Below are 23,159 nucleotides of genomic sequence, written 5' to 3' on the forward strand. Positions count from 1 at the left end.
CACCTTTAAAAAAGGCCGTTTCCTACAAATTATGTTTGTATAGTAACCTTACCCAGCTAAAAATATCTGATGTGATTTCTGTTCGTCAGACCGGGATTTTGCCAACGGCTTCCTTTAGATTCCCCGTCGTCAGTGACACCCTTCCCTTAAGTCGTGCACATGGCACTAGCTATATGTGTTCGATACTCTCACCCGTTAAATTGTGCCCACGCCGGGCTACACCGCCAAATAAAAAACAGGGTTCGACACCCTGTTTTTTGTCATTCTTTCTGATTCATCTTTTCTTTAATGGTTTTTAAAACTTGAACCATCCCTATATCCGCATTAGCAATAACCTCAGCAATTTCTTCCCGGGTAATATCGTCCAGATGGAATCCGGCCACCACGGTGCAGACACAATGAAACGTTTCGGATACCTTTTTAGCCAGCGGTATCGCCAGGGCATCATCCTTATGAGACTGGGGCGTGTAGCTGCTTAGCCGGCCATCATCGCCAATGGCAGTGCAGCCGATATGGGCATCGCCGCCGGTTAAGAGAATCAGCCAATCATTACCGACGGGGATGATCTCATAATGAAGCGCCGTTGGCCCGGTGCCCTGAATCAGTTTGACACGCTCACTCATGACCGTCCTCATGACCCCAGCGGGTAAACAGACTGTGGGGGATCTTGAGCATATCAAAGACCTTACCGACGCTCTGGTTAATCACATCATCGATAGATTGGGGTTTGTGGTAAAAGCCCGGCATCGGCGGCAGAATAATCCCGCCAGCTTCGGTAACGGCAGTCATATTGCGCAGATGAATCAGGGTCAGCGGCGTTTCCCGGACCATCAGAATCAGCGGTTTCCGTTCTTTTAAGGCCACATCGCTAATCCGGACAATCAGGTTATCGCTGAAGCCATTGGCGATACCAGCCAGGGTTTTCATGCTGCAGGGTGCAATGACGGTAGCGTCGATGCCATAGGAACCGCTGGATACAGCCGCTGCCATATCCCGGCTGTCGTAGACCTGGTCGGCCAGTGACAGCACGTAGTCTTCAGTGTAACTGGTTTCCAGGCCAATGGTTTTGCTGCCCCATTCACTTAAGACAAGTGAGACATGGTGTTCAGTCGCTTTTAAGGCTTCCAGCAGCCGGATGCCATAAACAACCCCGGATGCGCCGGTAATTCCCACTGCAATTTTCATCAGTTGTTTCTCCGTTTTTCTGTCTTTTCAAAATCGATACCAGTTTCGTTGATGATGACCCCGTAAACTGCTTCGGCGGTTTCTTTGGAAATAATCTCATCCAACACGTCATCATAAACTTTTTGCGGGGCCCGTTTCATGGGTTCGCCCCAACCGCCGCCGCTGCTGGTGTTCAGATAAATCCGATCACCTTTCACTGCATGGCGGGGGGCTTCCTTGCTTTCCATGATGATTTCCTCACCGTCATGAACAAAAACGCTGCGGTTCAGGCTGCCCTGATGACCGCCCCGGAGTCCGTAGGGGGCAAATTTAATGCCGTCGCCAAAATTGACCACATCGCCCTTTTCAGCAGTGATCTCAAAAGCATATTTCATGCCGCAGCCACCCCGATATTCGCCGGCGCCGGCGGTGTCATTATCCATCTCATGATGCAGGGTAATATGGGGGTACTGCACTTCGTTAGACTCAATATTCGGGGCCTTGACCCCGCCAAAATTCGATAAGGTCGCCATATAGGGTTTACCGTCATGGCCAGCCATGGCCCCGCCGCTACCCAGCGAACAGAAGGAAAAGCCGACATAGTAACGGTCATTCCGGGGATCGACCCCATAAAAAGATGGTCCCAGATAACGATGGTAGCCGGCCGATACCCGGCCTGACTGGGCCTGATCCAGGGCTTTAAAAATCGTTCCGATGATTTCGCTGGCCGGGGTCAGGGTACACAGCGTCATTGGCGCCGGGAGCCGGGGATTGACCAGCGAGCCCTCGGGCAGATTGACCTCAATGCAGCGGAAGGCACCGCTGTTCCGGGGAATGTCTTTGCCCAGAAACCATAAGGCCGCGATACCAGAAGCGCAGGTGGCCGTCACCACCGAGGTGTTGATAAAGCCTTTGACCTGGGCGTCGGTGCCAGTAAAATCGACCAGCATCCGGTCACCGGTGATGGTCACCGCCACGGCGATTTTGACCGGTTCGGTTTGAAAACCGTCATCATCAATATAATCGACGGCGGTGTAGGTGCCGTCTGGCGTGGCAGCAATCCGCTGACGGGTCAGCGTTTCGGTCTGAATCAATGACTCTGTCACCGCTTTCTTAACGGTGGCCACCGAATAGGTGCTTAACATCTCTTTGATCCGTCGAGCCGCCAGCCGGTTGGAACCGATCTGGGCCAGAAAGTCGCTGGTGAGCATCTCCGGATTTCGGGTATTCAGGCGAATCAGTTCCAGCACGTCGGTAATCATTTCGTTGTTTTTCATCAGCCGGGTCGGTGGAATCCGCAGCCCTTCCTGGAAAATCTCCGTCGCCTTGGGGTTGTAACTGCCGGCGGTGGAACCGCCGATGTCGCCGTGATGAGCCCGGCTGACACAGAAGAACAACAGCTCGTCCTGATAAAATACCGGGGTAATGATGCCAATATCCGGCAGATGATTGCCGCCGTCATAGGGATCGTTGATGATAAAAACATCACCGTCGGCGATGGCTCCGCCGAATTTCCGCAGCACCGCTTTAACACTGAAAGACCCGGCAGTGGCCAGGATTGGAATACCGCTTAGTTGGGAGACCAGTTCCCCGTCCTCATCGCAGATACAGCAGGCAAAATCACAGGCTTCAGCAAAAATCGGGGAATGGGCCGAACGCTCCAGGGCGATCCCCATTTCACTGGTGATGCTGTCGAGCCGGTTCATAATGACGGTGCGGTTAATAATATCGTCAGTTCGCTGATTCATGGGTCGCCTCCTTTCTGAGCGCGAAGATGCCTTCATCCTCCTGAATACAATAAAAGCCGTTGGGAACGATCAAAGTCGTATAGGCAAAATCAATCAGCGCCGGCCCAGAAATCGATTCTTTAAAATCGCCATCCCGATAAACTGGGACATCAATCTCGCCCTGGCAGTTAAAAACTTCACCGGCAACCGTTTTGGTTGTCACATTGTTTACTTCTTTGGAAGTCGGGAATAGAATATTCTCCTGATCGAGTTCGGAACATGCCAGATGCAGATCGATAATTTCCCAATCTTTGTCTTCGGCATATTCATAAATTGCTTCATGGGTTTGGTAGAAGGCTTGCTCCACGTCCTTAACACTTTCGGGACTAAATTCGCCCAGCGTCCAGGGTACCGAGATCTCGTGGTGCTGGCTGACATAGCGCATTTCCAGCATCAGATCAAAGTGCTGGCGATTTTTCGCCACCCCCAGCCGTTCCAACTGCGCCGACCCTTCGGCCTTCATAGCCGCAACCATCGTATTCAGCCGTTCTGCGTCCCATTGTCTTTTTTCCATCAGAATACTCTGGTTAATGTCATAACGGCAGGCCGCTCCCAGCATTCCCCAGGAACAGAAGACCGGCCCCTGCACTGGAATCAGGGCTTCCGGCATCTGCAGGGATTCCATAATCCTGGCTGCAAACAGGCCAAAAGCACCACCGGCACTGATGAGACTGTAAATTCGCGGATCATTCCCTTTTTGGGTGGTCACCAACCGCATGGCATCGGCCATCATTTCGGCAGTGATGCTGTAAATGATCCGGGCAGCATCCTGCACCGAAAGATTTAAGGGATCGGCCACCTTTTCTTTTATTGTCTTAATGGCCTGATCCATCGATAGCGGCAGCTTGCCACCGAGGAAATTGTCGCCGTTGATCAGTCCTAATACCAGCAGGGCATCGGTAACCGTCGGTTGCTCGCCGCCCTGATTATAGCAGGCCGGGCCGGGAATCGAACCGGCGGAGTCCGGGCCAATCAGCACCCGTCCGCCAGCTTCCACATGGGCAATACTGCCGCCGCCGGCACCGATGGAGCGAATATCGATCATCGGAATGCTTAAGGGATAGCCATCCAGTTCGGTTTGGGGCACCAATTGATTGACACCGCCACTGACCACATGGAGGTCAAAGCTGGTTCCGCCCATGTCTGCCAATACCGTGTGGGTTCGGCCCAGGTATTTGCCTAAGGATAAATTGCCGACAGCGCCGCCGGCGGGACCGGATAACAGGGTCTTAACCCCAAAGTTCTCCAGAGCTTGCGAATCGCTGAGACCGCCGCTGTTTTTCATAATATGCACCGGCTTATCCCAGCCAAAAACGGCCAGTTCTTTTTTGACGTTCTTCAGATAATCGGCCAGCACCGGGGTACAATAGGCGTTGATCACCGTGGTCGTCGTCCGCTCGTATTCCCGGATCCGGGGGGCGACTTCAGATGATAAGGAAACAAACACATCGGGAAGTTCTTCCCGGATAATCTCCGCCGTCCGCTTTTCATGGTCTGGATTGAGAAATGAAAACAGATAACAAACAGCGATAGCTTTGACCTCCGCTTCCCGACATTTCTGACAGGCGGCCCGAACCGCGGCTTCATTAAGGGGTTTGATGATCTGACCCTGATAATCCATCCGCTGTTCAATCCCCAGTCGCAGCCGTCGCGGCACCAGCACCATCGGGTTTTCAATCGCCAGATCCCATTGATTGGCCAGCTGCGCCCGGCGAATTTCCAGGGCATCCCGAAATCCTTCCGTAGTAAACAGGGCCGTTTTAACGCCTTTTTTCTCCAGCAGGGCATTGAGGGCCAGAGTCGTCCCCAAGGATATTTTCTCAGTCTGAGCCAATAGGGTTTCCAGATCGGTTCCCCAAACCACTGCCAATTCTTTAAGTCCGGCCAGAATACCCTGGGCCGGGTGATCATGATTGGTGGGGTTTTTCAAAGCTATCCGCTGTTCAGCCTGATCCCCAAAACAGCCCACCGATGTATAATCGGTAAAGGTACCGCCGGTGTCAATCGCAATTTTTATCATCTTTTATCCTTCTTTTATTTTACGTATTTAAACAATCGCTTGATATCGTTAATAACATTTTCGTCGATGTCGATTTTTGGTGAGTAACCGCTGAGGGGTTTGGTGGCGTCGATGCCCATTTTGGCCGTAAGACCATCATCACCGGTGGAGGGATCCAGGGTTTCGCCCATCATATTTGGGAAGATCATCACACCCTTGTCAGCCTGAAGCCGGGTGGCCATGGCCCATAGCACTTCCTGTTCGTTGAAGACATCCACATCCTCATCCACGACAATCACCATTTTAATGTGATGATCCATGCCCAGAGCGGTTAAAATAACCTGTTGCGCCTGACCTTCGGCAGTTTTCTTCATCGATACATAACAGTGGAAAATGCCGCAGGAGGATAAGGGCGAATGTACGGCCTTGATGTTGGGCAGATTCTGTTTTAAAAACTTGGTGATATCCCCTTCCCGCTGGATCGACACGATGGTGATGTGCTCGCTGCTCATGGCCGGTGTCAAATCGTGGAAAATCGGTTTTTCCCGGTAACGGATGGCATTGACCTGGAAGACATTTTCGGTGCTGCGGAAGCAGGCGTAATTGGTGTATTCGGCAAAAGGTCCTTCCGGTTCTCTGACATTGCAGAGGACTTCCCCTTCCAGGACAATTTCGGCATATGTCGGCACATTCAGGTCCATAGTTGCACAGGGTGATACTTCCAGGGGTTCCCCGAATAATCCGCCGATGGCACCGTATTTTCCCAGATGATAGGGAACAGAGGCTTGCGATCCCAAAGCAATATTGGGATGAACGCCGATACAGATGGCGGCTTTCATGTTCTCGCCCCGTTCCTCACTCTTTCTGAAAAATTCCCACATCCGCTGACGGGAATGGAAAGAAATCCCCAGCTTATTTTTTCCTTTCAGTTGCAGCCGATGAAAACCTAGCGTTTCACAGCCAGTTTCCGGATCTTTGGCCACCGTCAGGCCGGAGGTAATATATGGGCCGGCATCAATGGGAAAATGGGTAATGATCGGCAGCTTGGTTAAATCAACGTCATCGCCAGTAATCAAATGAGCATTACAGGGTGGATTTTCCACCACCTTAACATCATCAAAGCGATTTTTAATCCGCTCAGCAAACTCAAACGACAGGTCTTCGGTTTTAACGCCCATCGCTTTGGCAAACCGACCCTTGGTGCCGAGAATATTGGTTACCACCGGAATGTCGCCGCCTTCTACCTGATCAAACCACATCACCGGGTATTTCCGCTGTTTTTCCAGCTCCATCATTAAGGTGCTGATTTCATATTCCCGCTTAACGGGTTCCGTCACATGGCAGATTTCCCCATCTTTATCCAATTGTTCTAAAAACACACGTAAATCCTGACTCATATTCGAATTCTCCTTAATTGTGATTGAATAAACTACTTGTAAAACTACAAATTGCTTTGGCACCTGTTTTCATTAAACAGATACCAAAGCACTTGATTTTTCTTTATTTCGTTTTAGACTTTTAGACTTATTTTACCATACCTGATTTCATTAATGCATCATAAACTTTCTTTTGAGCCAGTGTCGCCAATGGCCAGGTTACAGCGATGGTTATCAGGCTGGATACCGCCGCAACACCTACCGGCAGACCAAGAATGAAAACCAGACCCACTCCCACAATGGCATTTCCTAAAACACAAACGCCACCCTGAGCCAGAATGTGATGCGACCATTTGGTCATGTCACATTTTACAGCCACGAAGGATACCCAGATGGACGCAATGCCGTTGGCAAAGATAAAGGTTGGCCAAAGGGGCGTATACATGATTGAAATCAAGGCTTCTACTTCGGCGGCAATCAGTCCGCCGGGCTGTTTATAAAGCAGGGTCAGAATCCCGGTAAAGAATGCCCAGACCGTTCCATTAATCAGTAACATTCCCATTTTTCCCCAGGGCAGCATGTTATCGATCTGACCGGTAATCTGGCAGGCGATAACAAAGACGATCCCCATGACGACGGCACCAATTAAAGATTTGGTGTCAGTTTTAAAAATACTTCTTTTCCCAATTGCTTGTTCGTTTTGCATTTTATGCTCCTTTTTTTGTATAGATTATTTTTTATTTACACAGTTTTTCAACTGTTACAAAATAGTTTTAATCAAGACCCCACCAAACCCGATCATCAGGCAGACAATGGTCATGCCTTCCAATGGATGGAGATTGATTTTTTTCTGAAAATTTCGGGTTGCATGGCGGCCGTAGCCTCTGAGTTCGACCGATAGCGCCGCATCATTGGAAATCCGCATGGCCCGATACATCAGCGGTAAAATTGAGGCCGGCAGGTTCCGGATTTTCTCAACCACGGTATCATTGGGCACCCCCCGGGCTGACTGGCTATCACAAATGGACTGGTATTCACCAAGCATCACCGGAAAAAACCGGGCTACCATTGGCACCAGCATCGCATAGCGATAGGGAATCCGCCAGTAAATGAGCATCTGCGCCATATCCATGGGATCGGTATGAACCCCGAACTGATAGGCCGAAAATGAGATGATGCCAATTCTTAGAAAAGCCAGGACTGAGGTGGCGATAAATCCGCTGTAAATCTGTAGAATTCCCCAGGAATAAAGCAGCTCCCCTTCTCTTCCAAAGATCAGATTGATAATCAATACCTGGGTGCCGATAATCAGCAGGACCACTGACAGCATTTTAAAAGCTTTTAAAGATTTCTCCGAGAGCAGTTCACTGATGAGGATCACCCCCAGTAAAATGCCATTGAGGATCATACTTCGCGACACCAGGGCGGTCAAAACCAGAAACAGACACCAGCTCAGTTTGAGCCGTGGATCCAGTTCATTCAGTTTAAACATTTAAAAATCGCCTCCTTCTATCAGTTCCAGTCGAACTAAATCTTTAAGATAATCGTCCATTTTTTCAGCTTTAAATTCCAGAGCCAGTTGATGGTTGTGCATCACCACAATCCGATTGGCAAATTCTCTGGCCTCTGCCAAATCGTGGGTCACCAACAAGATGGTAACACCCTGAGCGCTGAGCCGGGCCAGTTTTTCCATCACCACTTGACTCTGGGCACCGTTTAAGCCGGAGGTCGGTTCATCAGCTATGATCAGTTCGGGGTCATTAATGACTACCGAACCCAGTGCCAGCAATTGGCGCTGTCCCCGACTCAAGCGCTGAGGATGCATTTCCTCCAGACCATCCAGTCCGATCAGGGCCAGGGTTTCCTGAATCTTTTGCTCTTGTTCTTGCAGACTGAGCTTCTTATTACGATCTTTACTGCTATTTTTATTTTTCAGAACAAAGCTGATCTCATCTTTAACCGAACTGCAAAAGATCTGATCATCGGGATTCTGAAACAGAAAGCCGATCCGGCGCCGCAGTTCGCCGACATTTTTCTTAGTCACCGCGGTTCCAAATAGTTCCACTGCGCCCGAGCTTGGTTTAACCAATCCTTCAATGAGCTTGAGCATGGTCGATTTGCCCGAACCATTCTGCCCGATGACCGCCGTGAAATCGCCCTTTTTGAGACTGAAATCCAGCGGCTGGCAGCCGGTTATCCCGCCTTTATAGCGATGTGAGGCACCGCTTAATTTAATCACGTCGGACCTTTCATCAACCATGAACGGTAGGGGTCGTTGGTACTTTTTTTCATTACCATATTTTTGCTGATATTCGGCAACCGGTAAAAAATCTTTGACCGTACCGGCTTCCATTACCAGCACCCGATCGGCGTCTTTTAAAACCGCGCCGGATTTATCCATGACGACCAGGGTCGTGACTTTTTTCTCCCGGTTCAACTGCCCCAGATGCCGATACAGTTCCGAACTGGTTTTGGGATCCAGTTCAGCAGTGGGTTGATCCAGCAGCAGGATCGGGGTTTTCATCGCCAGGATACTCCCCAGCACGACCTTCTGGGCCTGCCCGCCGGATAGGGCATCCGTCATCCGGTCTGAGAACGTCCAAATCCCGAGAAAGTCCATGATCTCATTGACCCGGCGCTCGATTTCGTCCCCGGTCAGATTAAGATTAGCCACCCCAAACGCCAGCTCATCAGTAACCCGTCGATTGACCATCTGGTTTTGCGGCTCCTGCATCATATACCCCAGATAGTCGGCCATTTGGCAGAGTGGAATGCTTGACACATCCTGATCGGCTACCTTCACCGTCCCGTCCAGCGTACAAGGATAAAACTTCGGTGCCGCTGAGGTAATCGCGTGAAGCAGCACTGATTTCCCCGCAGCCGCGCCGCCGGTAATGGCAATGAATTCGCCCTCATTGATATTCAGTTTGATGTTTTTAAGTGCCGGTTCCCTTTCGTCGGGAAAGGTCAGCGCTTTAATGTCCAGTTGGATGATCGGTTTCATGGAATGGCCTCGTGATTCTATAAAAAAAACGGTAAGGTTTCAGCTATCGATAGGGTAATCCTAAGGATAGCCGAAACTTTACCGTCGTTTCATACTATTATAATTTAATGGCAGGTCTCCTGACTCTGGTTTATCTGTTTTTGCGCCTTCCCGTTTCCAGTGGCATGTGCAAAAACAAAACCATTACAGTGATGGGTTCGTTCAGGATTCTCACCTGATTCCCTATTCTCCTTTTACAAGGCACCATAAATCTTTTAATATTTTATTGACATTATCATAACGAATTTGTTGACATTTGTCAACTATAATATCCCAAATGCCGGTTAATTGATCATTAGAAATAAATTTTGCTTTCAATAATCAATTTTAGACTCTATAATTAATTGAACGATTTATTATAAACCCTGCATGACACTTTGACTGTTTTAATTATAAAGAATAGGAAGTACAAGATGAAAAATTCAGAAAACAACAATCATTTCTCATTAAACAGCTACGACCCCCATACCCATGGCGGCCAGTATCTGGAAAATATATCCTCCGCTAACTGGGTATCCGAGGCCTTATTCACAGCGCTGGACCTGGATCTTTTTGAAACCCTGGAGACCTTTGGAATGGATGGTGCTTCGGCTGACCGGCTTTCCCAAAAGCTCGGAACTGCGGCCGCTGCGCTCTCGCCCTTTCTGGCCCTACTGGAAAGCCTGGGGCTGCTTTTTTGCTTTGAGGAAAACTACAGCAATACCAGCCTGACCAAACGCTATCTGCTCTCATCCAGCCCGGATTATCTGGGGGATGCCATTCGCTTCCGCGAAACCCAGGCGCTCCAGTGGCATCATTTGAAGTCTGCGCTGATGGCAAACAAATCCATTTGTCTAAGCGAACAATCAGATCCGGCTACCAATCCAGAAATGACCGCCCTGAAAAATAAGGCGGTCAATCAACTGACTCGCATAAAAGCCCTTGAGTGTGTGGGTTTTTTCACCGACTTAGCGGGAAAAATCCTGATTATTGGTCCTGGTGCGGAAACAATGGCACAATCTTTTGTTGAAACCTTTCCCGATATTTCGGTGACTCTCTTAGCCGATGAAAGTGCCTTCTCACCGTCGGTGGCATCGATAAATGATGTCGCACGGATTAACCCGGCGACAAAAACGGATCTGAAAACAGCTGCCGAAAATCCCGACAATGACTATACTCTGATTATTCTCACCGGCCTGTTTGTCACTGATGACAATCAGCTTCTTGAGGATCAACTGTCGAGCTATTTGCCGATGCTCAAACCCACTGGCATCCTGATGCTTCACGATGCCTTTGATGAGCATGCCACCCTGCTGGCCAGACTATCCGGGATCAATCGGATGATTCATTTTGGCGGCCAGGTCTGTTCCGGCAAAGAAATCATCCCGCGCTTAGCGGCCGCCGGTCTCAGCACCACGGCACTGATTCCGCTGGAAACCGATACCGCCGTTATTTTTTCTGGAAAATTACCCGACTTTATCGATGCGCTATCACTTACTGCCCTGCAACGCTTAAAACATCCGATCCTTAACATCGGCTTTGACGATGTCATCGAGATCACAACTGATTCGGTCGTCGTAACCGAATTTGCCAAAAATAAATGCGCCTTTGGCTGCTCATCGGCCAATCTCAAACATTGTCAGGCCAATGAGATCCCCTTTGAGGAAACCGGTCGGTTGCTTGCCAGCTACTCCCGGGCCTTTTTGATTAAAGGAACCCCGGGAACCGGGGAATTTCAACGGAAAATCCTTGAGGCTGAACGGTTGGCCTTTACCGGTGGTTTTCATAAGGCTTTTGCCTTCTGGGCCGGGCCCTGTCATATCTGTCCCAGCTGTGATTTGGAGAAACCTTGTCTCAATACTAAAAATCGTCGTCCCTCCATGGAAGGCTCCGGTATTGATGTCTTCTCAACCGTGCGCAATAATGGCGAAACCCTCAAAACCCTGGCAACCAAAGACGAATTTATTAAGTATTATGGCTTATTGCTGCTTGAATAAGCGCCTTTCCGATCAAAAAAAACCATGGATAACCCATGGTTTTGATTTCTTGTCTATTCGATGACAATGACCCGTTTTTCAATTGGCACAAACTCTTTTTGAATCGGTTCCTCGGTTGGGGCTCCAAAAGGCATCTGGGCAATTAAGCGCCAGGCCGAGGGGATATTAAAGGCATTCTTGACTTCCTTATCAATAATTGGGTTGTAATGCTGAATGGTGGCTCCCAGCCCTTCTGCTTCCAGTTGGGACCATATTGCAAACTGTAGCATCCCGTTGGACTGCTCAGCCCAGATTGGAAAACTTTCCTTGTATGGCATAAATCGATCCATCAGACCTTTGGTGACGGACGTATCATCATAAAACAACAGCGTGCCACAACCAGCGGCAAAACCGTTGATCTTCTTTTCAGTTGCTCTAAAATCGTCGGCCAGAATGATTTTTCTGAGGGTCTCCATGACAATTCCCCAGAACTCCAGATGTCGTTCTCCAAATAAAACCGCAACGCGTTGACTTTGACTGTTAAAAGCTGAAGGTACATGTTTAGTTGAATGATCAACAATTTCAAGTATTTCTTCCGCAGAAATCGGGCTTTCATCGCATATGCCATAGATCGAACGACGATCTTCCATTGCCTCTTTATAACCTTTTGCCATTTGGTTAGTCTCCTTTAATATTCTAATGTTTAATCGTTTGCTTCCATTAAACCAGATTATTCGCTAATTATCAATAGCCACTGGTTATAAAAATGACGTTACTTTGTTCTTCTCCAAATTTGTAAAAAAAACAGAGTCCTGAAGACCCTGTTTTTTACCAAGCAATTTATCTTATTATTCTTTGTCGCTATTTTCGGGCGATCGCTTTTTTGGCCGCTGCCACGATATCGTTGGCGGTTAAACCGTATTTTTCCATCAGTGGCGCAACCTTGCCGGATTGGCCAAACAGATCCTTGACGCCAACCCGTTCCAGCGGTACTGGCGCAACATCACATAATACTTCGGCCACGGCACTGCCCAGACCGCCGATGATGCTGTGCTCTTCAGCCGTAACGATGGCACCGGTATTAATGGCCGCATCTTTAATAGCATCCACATCGATGGGTTTAATGGAGCCCATGTTTAATACTCGGGCCGAAACACCATCCGCTTTCAAGAGCTCTGCCGCTTCCAACGCTGGTCCCACCATCAGGCCCGTGGCAATCAGTGTCACGTCACTGCCGTTTTGTAATAAACCGGCTTTTCCGACCTCAAATTTGTAGTCATTATCAAATAGAACCGGCACATCACTGCGGCCCAGACGAATGTAAACCGGCCCGTCAATTGCCATCGCGGCATCCATCATTTTTTCTGTTTCAATGGCATCTGCCGGTGATAAAACCGTCATGTTGGGAATAACCCGCATCAACGCAATATCTTCGATGGACTGGTGTGAACCACCATCTTCACCAACCGAAATACCGGAATGAGTTAAGGCGATTTTTACATTCAATTTCGGATAGCAAATGCTGTTACGGATAATTTCATAGGCGCGCCCGGCGCCAAAAATGGCAAAGGTGCTGGCAAACGGAATTTTTCCTGCGGTTGCCAGACCAGCAGCCATGCCCATCAGGTTTGCTTCGGCAATCCCGACATTGAAATGCCGCTCGGGGCAGGCATTTTTAAAAATATTGGTTTTGGTTGCTCCTGAGAGATCCGCATCCAGAACCACCAGATTCTGGTTTTTTTCCCCCAGTTTCACCAAATATTCGCCGTATGCTTGTCGAGTTGATTTTTTATCTGCCATGATTATGCCTCCAATTCTGCCAATGCTTGTTTCACTTCTTCTGCATTTGGCCCTTTTCCATGCCATCCCGCATTGTTTTCCATAAATGAAACACATTTACCCTTAACCGTTTGACAAATGATCACGGTTGGTTTATCCTCTGATTTTTTGGCCGCTTCCACAGCCGTGCGCAATTCATCAAAATCATGTCCGTCTTCGACGGTAATGACATTCCAACCAAAGGCTTCAAACTTGGCATCGATGGGGAATGGTGACATAACCTCACAGATGGCACCGTCAATCTGAAGATTATTGTTATCCACAAAGGCAATCAGATTATTAAGCTGGTAATGGCTGGCGGCCATGGCGGCTTCCCAAACCAGACCTTCCTGTAATTCGCCGTCACCCAGCAGGGCATAGATCTTATGAGACTTGTTGTCCATTTTTCCGGCCAATGCCATCCCGGCGGCTACCGAAATTCCCTGTCCCAAAGAACCGGTTGACATATCAACCCCGGGCACCTTGTTCATATCTGGATGTCCCTGGAGCATCGAGCCCAGTTGTCTGAGGTTTTCCAGCTCAGCTCTGGGGAAAAAGCCTTTTGCTGCCAAAGTTGCATAAAGCACCGGAGCAGCATGTCCTTTTGACAAGACAAAACGATCCCGATCTTCTTTGCGGGGATTTTTTTCATCCACATTCATTTGTTCAAAATAAAGCAGGGTCAAAATTTCTGCAGAAGACAATGACCCTCCGGGATGCCCTGAAGCTGCTTGACCAATCATCTTTACAATATCTTTGCGAATTCCCCTAACGGTTTCTTCTAAAAATGCCATTTAATTCTCCTCTTTAATAAATATCACTGTTCGTGTTTATCTGTCGATCTAAAATGTCACGTCTGATGGACTGGGGTACCCCGTCTCTAATGAACACCCGGGGTACCCGTTTGTTCACCATACAGGTAATTTCATAATTAATGGTTCCCAAGGCGTCGGCCAGCACATCAGCTGAAATGTTGTTGCCAAAAAGTTCCACCTCGTCATAAAGGGAAACCGCTTCCACCTCGGTCAAATCGATCATGCACTGATCCATGCAGATGCTGCCGACCACCGGTACCAACTGGCCGGAAATAAAGACCCTGGCCAAACCGTTTAGCATCCGGGTGTAGCCATCGGCATAGCCAATCGGCAAGGTGCCAATGATCCGATCATCTTTGGCGACAAAACGGTTGCCGTAGCTCACCGTCTCGCCGGGATGGAGGGTTTTCAGGTGAACAATGGTTGATTTCAGGGTCATTACCGGCTTTAAACCGATTTTTGAGCGATCCACTTCTGCCGAGGGATAAAGCCCATAAAGAATAATCCCCGGCCGCACCATATCAAAATGAACCCCCTCCACATCAAAGATTCCGGCACTGTTGGCCATATGCTTGATGGGAATATGAATGTTCTTTTCGGCCAGTTCCGTAAGAACCTGTTGATAGCGGCGGATCTGCTCCTGGGTATGCGTCTTATCGGCGGCGTCAGCGGTTGAAAAATGCGTAAACAGGCCCTGAAGTTCAATGCCCTCTAATTGGTTCATCACTTCAATCTCTTTTGCCGCCTCCCGCCAGCCAATCCCGATTCGCCCCATGCCGGTATCAATTTTGATATGAATGGGATGACGAATGCCGATTTCCCGACAGTGCGCTGACAAAGCCTGGGCAAAATCCAGCTGATAGACCCCGGGGATCACGTCCCAGCGGATCAGATCAGGGATATGCTCTTTGGCGGTATAACCCAGCAGTAAGATCTGTTCGGTGATGCCGCCCTGCCGCAGAGCAATGGCTTCATCAATAAAAGCCACTGCCAGCATATCCACCCCGGCATCACAAAGAGTTCGGGCGCATTCCAGACTACCATGTCCGTAGGCATCAGCTTTGACAACCCCCAGAACTTTAACGTCGGGCCCGACAATGCGGCGAATTTCTTCATAATTGCTGGTCAGGGCATCCAGGTCTATTTCTGCCCAGGTCGGGCGGAGTGCCAATTCTTTCATGGCTATGCGACTCCCTGAATCATATTCAGCACCATGGCGACTCCATTCTTAATTGATGCTTCGAGGTTTTCCCTGTAATCATCGGTCAGATTGGAATCGGCCTTGTCGGACATCGAACGGATTACCAGATAGGGAACCTGGTTCAGCATGGCCACCTGTCCCACTGCCGCCCCTTCCATTTCCACACAAAGTCCGCCGAATTCTTCCCGCAATTCTTCTTTGAGTTTATTGGAATCGACGCCCAAATCGGCGGTCATGACGCGACCAACACGGTAGTTGACATTGAGCTCTTGTGCGGCTGTTTCGGCCAGCTTAATCAGGGCGGGGTCTGCTTTGAAAAAGGTAATATCCATGTTTGGTATTTCGCCCCGGGGATGGCCAAAAGCCCGGGCATCCATATCATATTGACAGCTGTCTTCTGAAATGACAATGTCGCCAATTTCCAGATCCGGATGAACCGCACCGGCCACACCCACATGGATGAGGATACTAACCTTAAATATATCAATTAAAATCTGGGTACACATGGCGGCATTAACTTTTCCCACACCACTTTTGACGGCAATAACCTCTTTCTGGTGGAGTTTCCCCTTGAAAAAAGTCATCCCTCCATGGTGGATCTTGATTCCATCTTCCATCACCGACTTGATGTCACGAACCTCACTGTCCATGGCTGCAATAATACCGATCATTTGCTTTTTTCTCCTTTCAATAGACTTACCACTGCGTTGGCAGCGATCCCCTGTTCACTCCCGGTAAAGCCCAGACCTTCTTCGGTCGTGGCTTTTACACTCACACAATCCCCGGATAATTCCAGGGTTCTTTTAATGTTTTCCACCATGATTTCAATATAGGGCGCAAGTTTTGGGGCCTGGGCAATAATCGTTGAATCAATGTTATTGACTCTATACCCCTTTTCCGCCACTAGCTGTCCCACTTTTTTAAGCAGCAGCAAACTGTCACAATCTTTATAGGCGCCATCCGTGTCGGGAAAGTGTTTGCCGATATCACCGAGCGCCAAGGCGCCTAACAGCGCATCGATAATGGCATGCACCAGCACATCGGCATCCGAATGTCCCTGTAGTCCCAACGGATGTTTTATTTTCACACCGCCTAAAATGAGTGGTCGTTCTTCCACTAAACGATGGACGTCATAACCGCTTCCTACCCGTATCATCTTACTCCTTCCTGCTACTTCTATAATTTTATTTAACCATATTTAAAGGCTCCGGCTATTCAAATTCCGTAAAGCCCCACTTGACAATAAAATTATAACATAAACATTCAAAAAAATGCCACCAAATAGATAACTTAAAAGGCTATTAAGCTATTTGATCTGGTGGCGGGTATCTGTTTTAATTTTCGTCCATACTTCCAGTTTTCAGAAGATCCCGGACCACTTCCCCGGCGATCAGCAGTCCGGCCACTGAGGGGACAAAGGCAATGCTGCCCGGCGGGGTTTCTCTGATTAATGGTTCTTCAGTTGAATAAAGTACCTTCAGGGATTTTACGCCCCGTTCCCGCAATTCTTTTCGCATCACTTTAGCCAGAGGACAAACTGATGTTTCATAAATATCGGTGATAATAAAACGACTGGCATCCATCTTATTCCCGGTTCCCATACAGCTGATAATCGGAACCTTGTTTTCCTGGCTTTTGATGACCAGATCAATTTTTGCCGTTACCATATCCACCGCATCAATGGCATAGTCATAGTCCTGGAGGTGAAACTCCTGGGAGGTTTCCGGGGTATAGCAGCGATGCATCGGATGAACGATGGAAAGCGGGTTGATGGCAATCAGCCTTCTGGCCATGACATCGACTTTTTTCTTGCCCACGGTTTTGACATTTGCCATAATCTGACGATTCTGATTGCTGGGATCGATGATGTCCTTGTCCACGAGGGTCAAAAAACCGACTCCGCTGCGGATTAAGGCTTCGGCCACAAATGAACCGACGCCGCCCACCCCAAACAGGATTACTCTTGAATTTTTTAGAATCTCCAAACCTGATTGCCCAATGAGTTTCTCCGTTCGATCAAAGATTCCTGATTCTGTTTTCATTTCTACATTCTTTCTGGAGCAGATACTCCCAAAATACCCAAGGCATTTTGAATAACCTGTTGAGTTGCCTCGATCAGCGCAACTCTGGCTTTCATTAAGGCCTTGTCGGAAACCCGCACGTGACAGGCATTATAAAAACTATGGAACGCCGAGGCCAGATCAATCGCATAGCGGGTTATTCGGCTGGGGTCCAGTTTATCTTCAGCGGTCAGAATTTCATCCGGGAAATTAGAAAGAATTTCCATCAGGTTTAATTCTTCTTTTTCGATCAATCGGTTGTAATCCAGAGCGATCGTTTGATCCAATTCTTCGCTCATCTGGCGAATAATGCTACAGATTCGGGCATGGGCATATTGCACATAAAAGACCGGATTATCATTGGACTGTTCAATGGCCAAGTCCAGATCAAAGTCAAAATGACTGTCCGGCGAGCGCAGATTAAAGAAGAAGCGGGTCGCATCGACGCCCACTTCATCGATGAGATCGGTCAGGGCAATCGCTTTTCCCTGACGTTTGGACATTCTTGCCACTTCGCCGTTTCGGAGCAATCGTACCAGTTGCATAATGACCACGTCAAAATTACCGGCGTCAATTCCGACTGCTGTTAACGCGCCTTTAAGGCGGGCCACATGGCCGTGGTGATCGGCACCCCAAACGTTGATGCAACGATTGAAGCCGCGGTTAATGAACTTATCCATGTGGTAGGCAATATCGGCCATAAAATAGGTGGGTAGTCCGTTGGCCCGGATTAGCACATCGTCCTTATCAGAACCGAATTCGGTGGCCTTAAACCATAAGGCGCCTTCCTGTTCATAGGTGAAACCGCCTTTTCCCAGCAGTTCAACAGTCTTTTCAATGGCACCGCTGTCGTAAAGACTTTGTTCCGAAAACCAGACATCATAGCGGATCCCATAGGCTTCGAGATCACTTCGCATTTGGGTGAGGTTTTTATTTAAAGCATAATCAATCAGGATCGGTTTTCGTTCTTCTGGGGTCATCGCGCGGTGGATATCACCATTTGCTGCAATGAAAACCTTCATGTGTTCGGTAATATCTTCGCCCTGATAACCATCCTCAGGAAAGGGGATATCTTCTCCCATTAATTGCCGGTAACGGGCATCCAGCGAATCGCCAAATTTGACAATCTGGTTTCCGGCGTCATTAATATAGAATTCCCGGGTGACGGCGTAGCCGGTCCAGTCGGCCACTGCCGCTAAGATATCGCCGATGGCTCCGCCTCTGGCATTGCCCATGTGCATCGGTCCGGTGGGATTGGCCGAAATAAACTCCAGGTTGAATTTTTTTCCGGCATTTTTCTGGCTCCGGCCATAATCAGCTTTCAGATCTGCCACTTCGGCTAAAACCGCATATTGCCAGTAGGGTTTCAGTTTAAAATTAATAAAGCCCGGTCCCGCTATTTCAATTGACTCAACGTAGGTGTCCGCGGTTTTCATATTGGCGACCAGGGTTTCGGCTATAAAGCGGGGGGCCTTTCTCGTCTGTTTAGGTAGCTGCATGGCGATATTGGTGGAATATGCGCCATGTTCTTTTTCTCTGGGAATTTCCAGAAAAAGATCTGGCATGGTTTCAATGGCCAATGCTCCCGATTCGATTGCTTGATCAAGGGCATCGCCAATTATTTTTCTAATTTGTTCGGTGATCTTTTCGCGTATGTACATCCTTAATTTCCTCTCACTCTTCTATTTATTATCAGCTAATTATCCTGTTTACTCATTCTGAGTCAGGTTAAATTTAAAGGAGAAGCGCGACCGGCGCTTCTCCTGTGATTGACATTGCTGTCATTTTTATTGGGTAATTTTGATATTCAGGATATTCTGAGAATTAGTCACCCCTTCGATTTCGATGTTGTAGTCGATGGACACCTTGGTTGGTTCTTTATCCTCATTATAATTTACAAATACATCCTTGGTTAAAATCCCCATGGTCACATCCCCATAAGGGGTAGAATACCAGGTCAGGTTTCTTTTGCCACGTTCAAATTCCATAATCGAATTGGTTGTTCCCAAACGAATGACTGACACTTTTTGCGCATCAACACAGACGGTCGTGATGGTTCCTTCCATCCCCGAAACTTCCGATTCTTTATACGTTACACAGGATCGATTGGCTTCTTTATATAAATCTCCTTCGGTCAGGAACTCCAGGGTATCCTTTTCATCTTCATCTTTAACGGTTCCCGAAATGGATAACCATACTTTTTTTCTTTCTTCAGTCATTGGTCTCCTCCTAGAGGTATAATTTCTCCCACTATTAAACCATTGATGGGTTTTTTTATCAAGAAAAATTATCCTTTTAAGTTTTTATTAGGATTACGCATCAGAAAGAAATCGGAAAACCTAGTTGGTGGTGGTGCGTTTCCGTTTGGCTGACGCAATAATCAAGTCTACAAGTTCTATATACCCAATTCCGGTGGCTTCCCACATTTTTGGGTACATACTGATATTTGTAAATCCTGGCAGGGTGTTTACTTCATTGATTAAAATGCGTTCATCATCAGTGACGAAGAAATCGACCCGGGTTAAGCCGGAGCCTTCAATGGCTTCAAAGGCCTTAATGGCGTAATCTCTCACTTTTTCGGCGACTTCCGGGGACAGATCCGCGGGAATAACCACCTTGGAGTCTTCAGTGGCAGAATATTTGGCCTCATAATCATAAAATTCTTTTGATGGGATGACCTCTCCGGGGATCGAGGCCCGAATAACGTCTCCAACTTCCAGCACTGCACATTCAATTTCTCTTCCGTTGACAAAGTCTTCCAGAATCAGTTTATTGTCATATACAAATGCTTCGTTGATAGCGGCGACAAGTTCGGTTCGGTCATGGGCTTTGCTGATTCCGACGCTGGAGCCCATGTTCGCCGGTTTAACAAAAATCGGGTAACCCAAATCCGCTTCGATCTCGGCAATTTTGCTGTCGGCATCTCTTTTCCAGTCATTTTCCCGGAAATAGATGTATTTGCCAGTGGGGATTCCCACGCTTTGGAACATGATCTTGGAAAAAACCTTATCCATTCCCACCGCCGAGCTTAACACCCCGCACCCCACATAGGGTTTATTGAGCATTTCAAAAACGCCCTGGATGGTGCCATCTTCTCCCATTGGTCCGTGAAGAACCGGAAAAAAAACGTCGATCTTTGTTATTTCCGGATGAGAGAAGATTGAAAAATCGGCTGTCAGGTTGGCCTGATCCTGTTCCCAGGAACCATCTTTAATTTTTTCGGCAGCGCCTGAATATAAAAACCATTTGCCCTGTTTTGAGATCCCGATGGTGACAATATTATATTTATCCCGATCGATGACGCCCAAAACATTGTATGCAGAAACCCTTGATACCTCATGCTCTCCCGACTGTCCTCCAAAAACCACTCCGATATTGAGTTTATTTTTCATATCTCTTCCTCACTTTTCTTTTGAGATCTCACTGCTATTTTTCTATAAAACCATGCCAAAACTGCCGCTGGCTTAGCGAACCGTTCACAAATGCCTGATTATTTTAAACATTCCAGAAAATCTTCTTCGGTGATGACGCGAATACCGTTTTCTTTCAATAAAGCAACCGTGATGCCGTCCCCCGCAACCAGATTTCCGCTGAAAGTTCCATCATAGATTTTTCCACAACCGCAGGAAGGACTGTTGCTTTTCATGATCGCAATTTTCGCCCCGGATGTCCGGGCGGTATCCAGGGTCCGCTGGGCTCCCAGGCGATATTCTTCGGTCACATCAATTTCTTTATTATTATACACTTTCCGTTCCCCATTGACCACGACTATTTCGGCCGGATCCCGGGGAATCGGCATCGTTGCCAATACTTCAGGACAAATTGGAATAGCCTGACCTTGAAGGAACAGCTGCCGCAATTCATCCACCGGGTGGGCCTTGCCCTCATAGTTAATCTTCATTCCCAGCAAACAGCTGGATACTAAAATCTTTTTTTTCTTTTCCAAAGCTTCTTTTAAACAAGTAAAATCTTTCTGATTCATTTTCTTCCCCTCAATCTTCGTTTTTACAATTTAAACTGTCTTCCCGGTAAATCCAGGCGCCCCGCTTAAAAACCATTTTATAGATCATGTCTTTTAAGACAATTTCACCAATTTTTATCACCGAATCGGGTCCAATCGTTACCCCATTGATAACCCGGGCGCCAATCCCAATTTTGGTATTTTTACCGAGGGTCACTGCTTTGCCGATAATCACCCCAGGCTCCAACACGCAATTATTTTGGATTTTGCTGTTTGCTTCAATGATCACTCCAGTGCCAATCCGACAATGATCTCCGATGAAAACACCTGCTCCGATGATTACCCCGGCCCCGACCGCGGTTTCATTTCCGATCATGACATCTTCGGAAATCACCGCACTGGGGTGAATCCTCTTTTGGTTCGCCTGGTTACTCATCTGTTGTTCTCCTATTTTTTCCTGATTCTCAGACCCTTGGGATAGTGGTTTTTGATTAAACCTTCACTGGCTTTTCCAAACCCCAGTGAATAGCCATCATAGCCAACCAGAACCCAGCCTTTTTTTACTTCCAGATTTAGTGCCTCGCCCTTTAAATACTGATAGGTCTGATCTTCATCCATTAAGTCGCAGACATTTTTGGCCTGGGATAACTTAAGCGCCATTGCCAGAGCATAGCTGGGTTCAAAGCGATTTTTTTTAAAGGTCCCCAAATCAAGGCCGGTGCGCAAGAGTTTTAAATTGGCAATCCGCTCCAGATCCACCCCTGCCGGGATGGCATAGAGATGTTCACCCAAAAGATAAAGTCGGTCTTCAATTTTCTGATAAAACTCAGGCTCCAGATTATTTTTAGCAAAATCAGTATAATCTTGCAACTCTGTTCGGGTTGCCTTTTTTAACCGTGATTTGGCATACCCCTGTTTGATCTCAATGGCTTCGGCGAAGCCTTCCGATTTTATCAGTCTGGCAATAAAATGTCCTTCGCCCTTCACAGTCATCGGCATAATCCGTAGCGTTTTTGCGATAGACTGCTCCTGCTTCTGGGTCCAGTCGACCCGGCCATGATCGGTAATCCCAGGTAACTCGATGGTTTCCAGGGTGTAGGGGTATTTCTCAATAAAGGCTTCAATCATCTGTTCATTTTCTTCCGGCGAGAAAGTACAGGTCGAATAGACCAGCACCCCGCCGGGTTTTAACAGCCGATGGGCAGTTTCCAGTATTTTTTCCTGCTTACCCACACACCGGTCAACCCGTTCCAGACTCCAGTCAGCCAGGGCGCCCGGGTCTTTTCGGAACATGCCCTCGCCGGAGCAGGGGGCATCCACCAGGATCTTATCAAAGCTTTCGTAAAAAGAATCCACCAGTCGCTCTGGAAATTCGTTGGTGACGATGGCATTGGTAATTCCCATCCGTTCGATATTAGTGGATAGGATCCCGGCCCGCGAATTAACCAGCTCATTGGCAACCAGCACCCCCGCACCCTGGAGTTTGGCACCGATTTGGGTCGATTTACCGCCGGGTGCGGCACAAAGATCCAGCACCCAATCTCCGGGTTGCGGGTTAAGGACCTCTACTGCGGCCATAGCCGTCGGTTCCTGGACATAATAGAGCCCGGCGTAATAATGGGGGTTTTTCCCCGGACGCACCTCATGATCAATATAAAACCCTTCACTACACCAGTTCACACTCTGGGTTTTAAACGGTAATTTATTGGCCAGCTGTGCTGGGGACAGCTTCAGGGTATTGGTTCTGATGCCTTTACTTTCCGGCTGATCATAGGAATCCAGCAGGCTCTGATAGGCATCACCCATCAGATTTTTCATTTTTTCCTTAAATGCTACAGGTAATTCCATTATGATCCCCATTTTCACAACATATTTATTTCTGGCCGAGCCATCTCTGGCCCTGCCCTGATTATTAACAATACTCGTTTAATTATACGTAAAGGACCTGTCAATTACAATAAATTTGTCAAAAAACGCCGA

At 48.0% G+C, this 23,159-nt stretch carries 22 protein-coding genes and 1 riboswitch; of the genes, 1 reads left to right on the forward strand and 21 read right to left on the reverse strand.

Features of this window, described 5'->3' with window-relative positions; translation table 11 throughout:
* Positions 1-260 precede the first annotated feature (260 nt).
* The 8 genes from ABGU93_RS03190 to ABGU93_RS03225 all read right to left on the reverse strand — a co-directional run bounded on the left by ABGU93_RS03190 (position 261) and on the right by ABGU93_RS03225 (position 9,330).
* Positions 261-623 carry a hypothetical protein gene (locus tag ABGU93_RS03190; protein WP_347412066.1) on the reverse strand — a complete coding sequence of 121 codons (363 nt, stop codon included), beginning with the start codon at positions 621-623 and terminating at the stop codon, positions 261-263.
* A complete protein-coding gene (locus tag ABGU93_RS03195) occupies positions 616-1,185 on the reverse strand; it encodes a UbiX family flavin prenyltransferase (RefSeq protein WP_347412067.1) in 570 nt (189 codons plus the stop codon). Before ABGU93_RS03195 ends, ABGU93_RS03190 begins: the two co-directional genes overlap by 8 nt.
* The gene (locus ABGU93_RS03200; protein WP_347412068.1) at positions 1,185-2,912 is read right to left on the reverse strand and encodes a hydantoinase B/oxoprolinase family protein; all 1,728 of its coding nucleotides are present in this window, start codon (positions 2,910-2,912) and stop codon (positions 1,185-1,187) included. Before ABGU93_RS03200 ends, ABGU93_RS03195 begins: the two co-directional genes overlap by 1 nt.
* Positions 2,896-4,971 carry a hydantoinase/oxoprolinase family protein gene (locus tag ABGU93_RS03205; protein ID WP_347412069.1) on the reverse strand — a complete coding sequence of 692 codons (2,076 nt, stop codon included), beginning with the start codon at positions 4,969-4,971 and terminating at the stop codon, positions 2,896-2,898. Before ABGU93_RS03205 ends, ABGU93_RS03200 begins: the two co-directional genes overlap by 17 nt.
* 14 nt (positions 4,972-4,985) lie before the next feature.
* Positions 4,986-6,347 carry a UbiD family decarboxylase gene (locus ABGU93_RS03210; protein ID WP_347412070.1) on the reverse strand — a complete coding sequence of 454 codons (1,362 nt, stop codon included), beginning with the start codon at positions 6,345-6,347 and terminating at the stop codon, positions 4,986-4,988.
* Positions 6,348-6,474: 127 nt separating this feature from the next.
* Positions 6,475-7,032, reverse strand: a complete 558-nt coding sequence (locus tag ABGU93_RS03215) for a hypothetical protein (protein WP_035355423.1) — start codon at positions 7,030-7,032, stop codon at positions 6,475-6,477.
* A 54-nt stretch (positions 7,033-7,086) separates the two neighbouring features.
* Entirely contained in the window at positions 7,087-7,818 is a 732-nt protein-coding gene (locus ABGU93_RS03220) for an energy-coupling factor transporter transmembrane component T (RefSeq protein ID WP_347412071.1), read from the reverse strand.
* Positions 7,819-9,330, reverse strand: a complete 1,512-nt coding sequence (locus tag ABGU93_RS03225; protein ID WP_347412072.1) for an ATP-binding cassette domain-containing protein — start codon at positions 9,328-9,330, stop codon at positions 7,819-7,821.
* A gap of 91 nt (positions 9,331-9,421) precedes the next feature.
* Positions 9,422-9,593: riboswitch (cobalamin riboswitch) on the reverse strand.
* A gap of 189 nt (positions 9,594-9,782) precedes the next feature.
* Between ABGU93_RS03225 and ABGU93_RS03230 the strand changes: the two genes are divergently transcribed.
* Complete coding sequence (locus ABGU93_RS03230; protein WP_347412073.1) at positions 9,783-11,345, forward strand: DUF2284 domain-containing protein; 1,563 nt, start codon at positions 9,783-9,785, stop codon at positions 11,343-11,345.
* 53 nt (positions 11,346-11,398) lie between these two features.
* Here the strand turns inward: ABGU93_RS03230 and ABGU93_RS03235 are convergent, their stop codons facing one another.
* The 13 genes from ABGU93_RS03235 to ABGU93_RS03295 all read right to left on the reverse strand — a co-directional run bounded on the left by ABGU93_RS03235 (position 11,399) and on the right by ABGU93_RS03295 (position 23,027).
* Positions 11,399-11,998: a nitroreductase family protein gene (locus ABGU93_RS03235; RefSeq protein ID WP_347412074.1), complete on the reverse strand. Its 600-nt coding sequence runs from the start codon at positions 11,996-11,998 to the stop codon at positions 11,399-11,401.
* A 187-nt stretch (positions 11,999-12,185) separates the two neighbouring features.
* A complete protein-coding gene (locus ABGU93_RS03240; protein WP_347412075.1) occupies positions 12,186-13,124 on the reverse strand; it encodes a transketolase family protein in 939 nt (312 codons plus the stop codon).
* Positions 13,125-13,126: 2 nt separating this feature from the next.
* Positions 13,127-13,936, reverse strand: coding sequence for a transketolase (locus tag ABGU93_RS03245; protein ID WP_347412076.1), 810 nt, complete (start codon positions 13,934-13,936; stop codon positions 13,127-13,129).
* 13 nt (positions 13,937-13,949) lie between these two features.
* Positions 13,950-15,137, reverse strand: a complete 1,188-nt coding sequence (gene alr, locus ABGU93_RS03250; protein WP_347412077.1) for an alanine racemase — start codon at positions 15,135-15,137, stop codon at positions 13,950-13,952.
* 2 nt (positions 15,138-15,139) lie between these two features.
* On the reverse strand, positions 15,140-15,829 hold the full coding sequence (locus ABGU93_RS03255; protein WP_347412078.1) for a 5'-methylthioadenosine/adenosylhomocysteine nucleosidase: 690 nt from the start codon (positions 15,827-15,829) through the stop codon (positions 15,140-15,142).
* Positions 15,826-16,311, reverse strand: a complete 486-nt coding sequence (gene ispF / locus ABGU93_RS03260) for a 2-C-methyl-D-erythritol 2,4-cyclodiphosphate synthase (protein WP_347412100.1) — start codon at positions 16,309-16,311, stop codon at positions 15,826-15,828. Before ispF ends, ABGU93_RS03255 begins: the two co-directional genes overlap by 4 nt.
* Before the next feature lie 181 nt (positions 16,312-16,492).
* Positions 16,493-17,200: a tRNA threonylcarbamoyladenosine dehydratase gene (locus ABGU93_RS03265; RefSeq protein ID WP_347412079.1), complete on the reverse strand. Its 708-nt coding sequence runs from the start codon at positions 17,198-17,200 to the stop codon at positions 16,493-16,495.
* A gap of 2 nt (positions 17,201-17,202) precedes the next feature.
* The gene (argS, locus tag ABGU93_RS03270; RefSeq protein ID WP_347412080.1) at positions 17,203-18,879 is read right to left on the reverse strand and encodes an arginine--tRNA ligase; all 1,677 of its coding nucleotides are present in this window, start codon (positions 18,877-18,879) and stop codon (positions 17,203-17,205) included.
* Positions 18,880-19,005: 126 nt separating this feature from the next.
* Positions 19,006-19,437, reverse strand: coding sequence for a DUF1934 domain-containing protein (locus ABGU93_RS03275; RefSeq protein WP_026394124.1), 432 nt, complete (start codon positions 19,435-19,437; stop codon positions 19,006-19,008).
* A gap of 120 nt (positions 19,438-19,557) precedes the next feature.
* The gene (locus tag ABGU93_RS03280; RefSeq protein WP_347412081.1) at positions 19,558-20,610 is read right to left on the reverse strand and encodes a D-alanine--D-alanine ligase family protein; all 1,053 of its coding nucleotides are present in this window, start codon (positions 20,608-20,610) and stop codon (positions 19,558-19,560) included.
* A 98-nt stretch (positions 20,611-20,708) separates the two neighbouring features.
* On the reverse strand, positions 20,709-21,200 hold the full coding sequence (locus ABGU93_RS03285) for a DUF523 domain-containing protein (RefSeq protein ID WP_347412082.1): 492 nt from the start codon (positions 21,198-21,200) through the stop codon (positions 20,709-20,711).
* Between the two features lie 10 nt (positions 21,201-21,210).
* Positions 21,211-21,615, reverse strand: coding sequence for a DapH/DapD/GlmU-related protein (locus ABGU93_RS03290; protein ID WP_347412083.1), 405 nt, complete (start codon positions 21,613-21,615; stop codon positions 21,211-21,213).
* 11 nt (positions 21,616-21,626) lie between these two features.
* Positions 21,627-23,027 (reverse strand): RsmF rRNA methyltransferase first C-terminal domain-containing protein, encoded by a 1,401-nt coding sequence (locus tag ABGU93_RS03295; protein WP_347412084.1) that lies wholly within the window; start codon positions 23,025-23,027, stop codon positions 21,627-21,629.
* Positions 23,028-23,159: the final 132 nt, after the last annotated feature.

The organism is Acetobacterium sp. (assembly GCF_039830195.1).
Lineage (GTDB): Bacteria > Bacillota > Clostridia > Eubacteriales > Eubacteriaceae > Acetobacterium.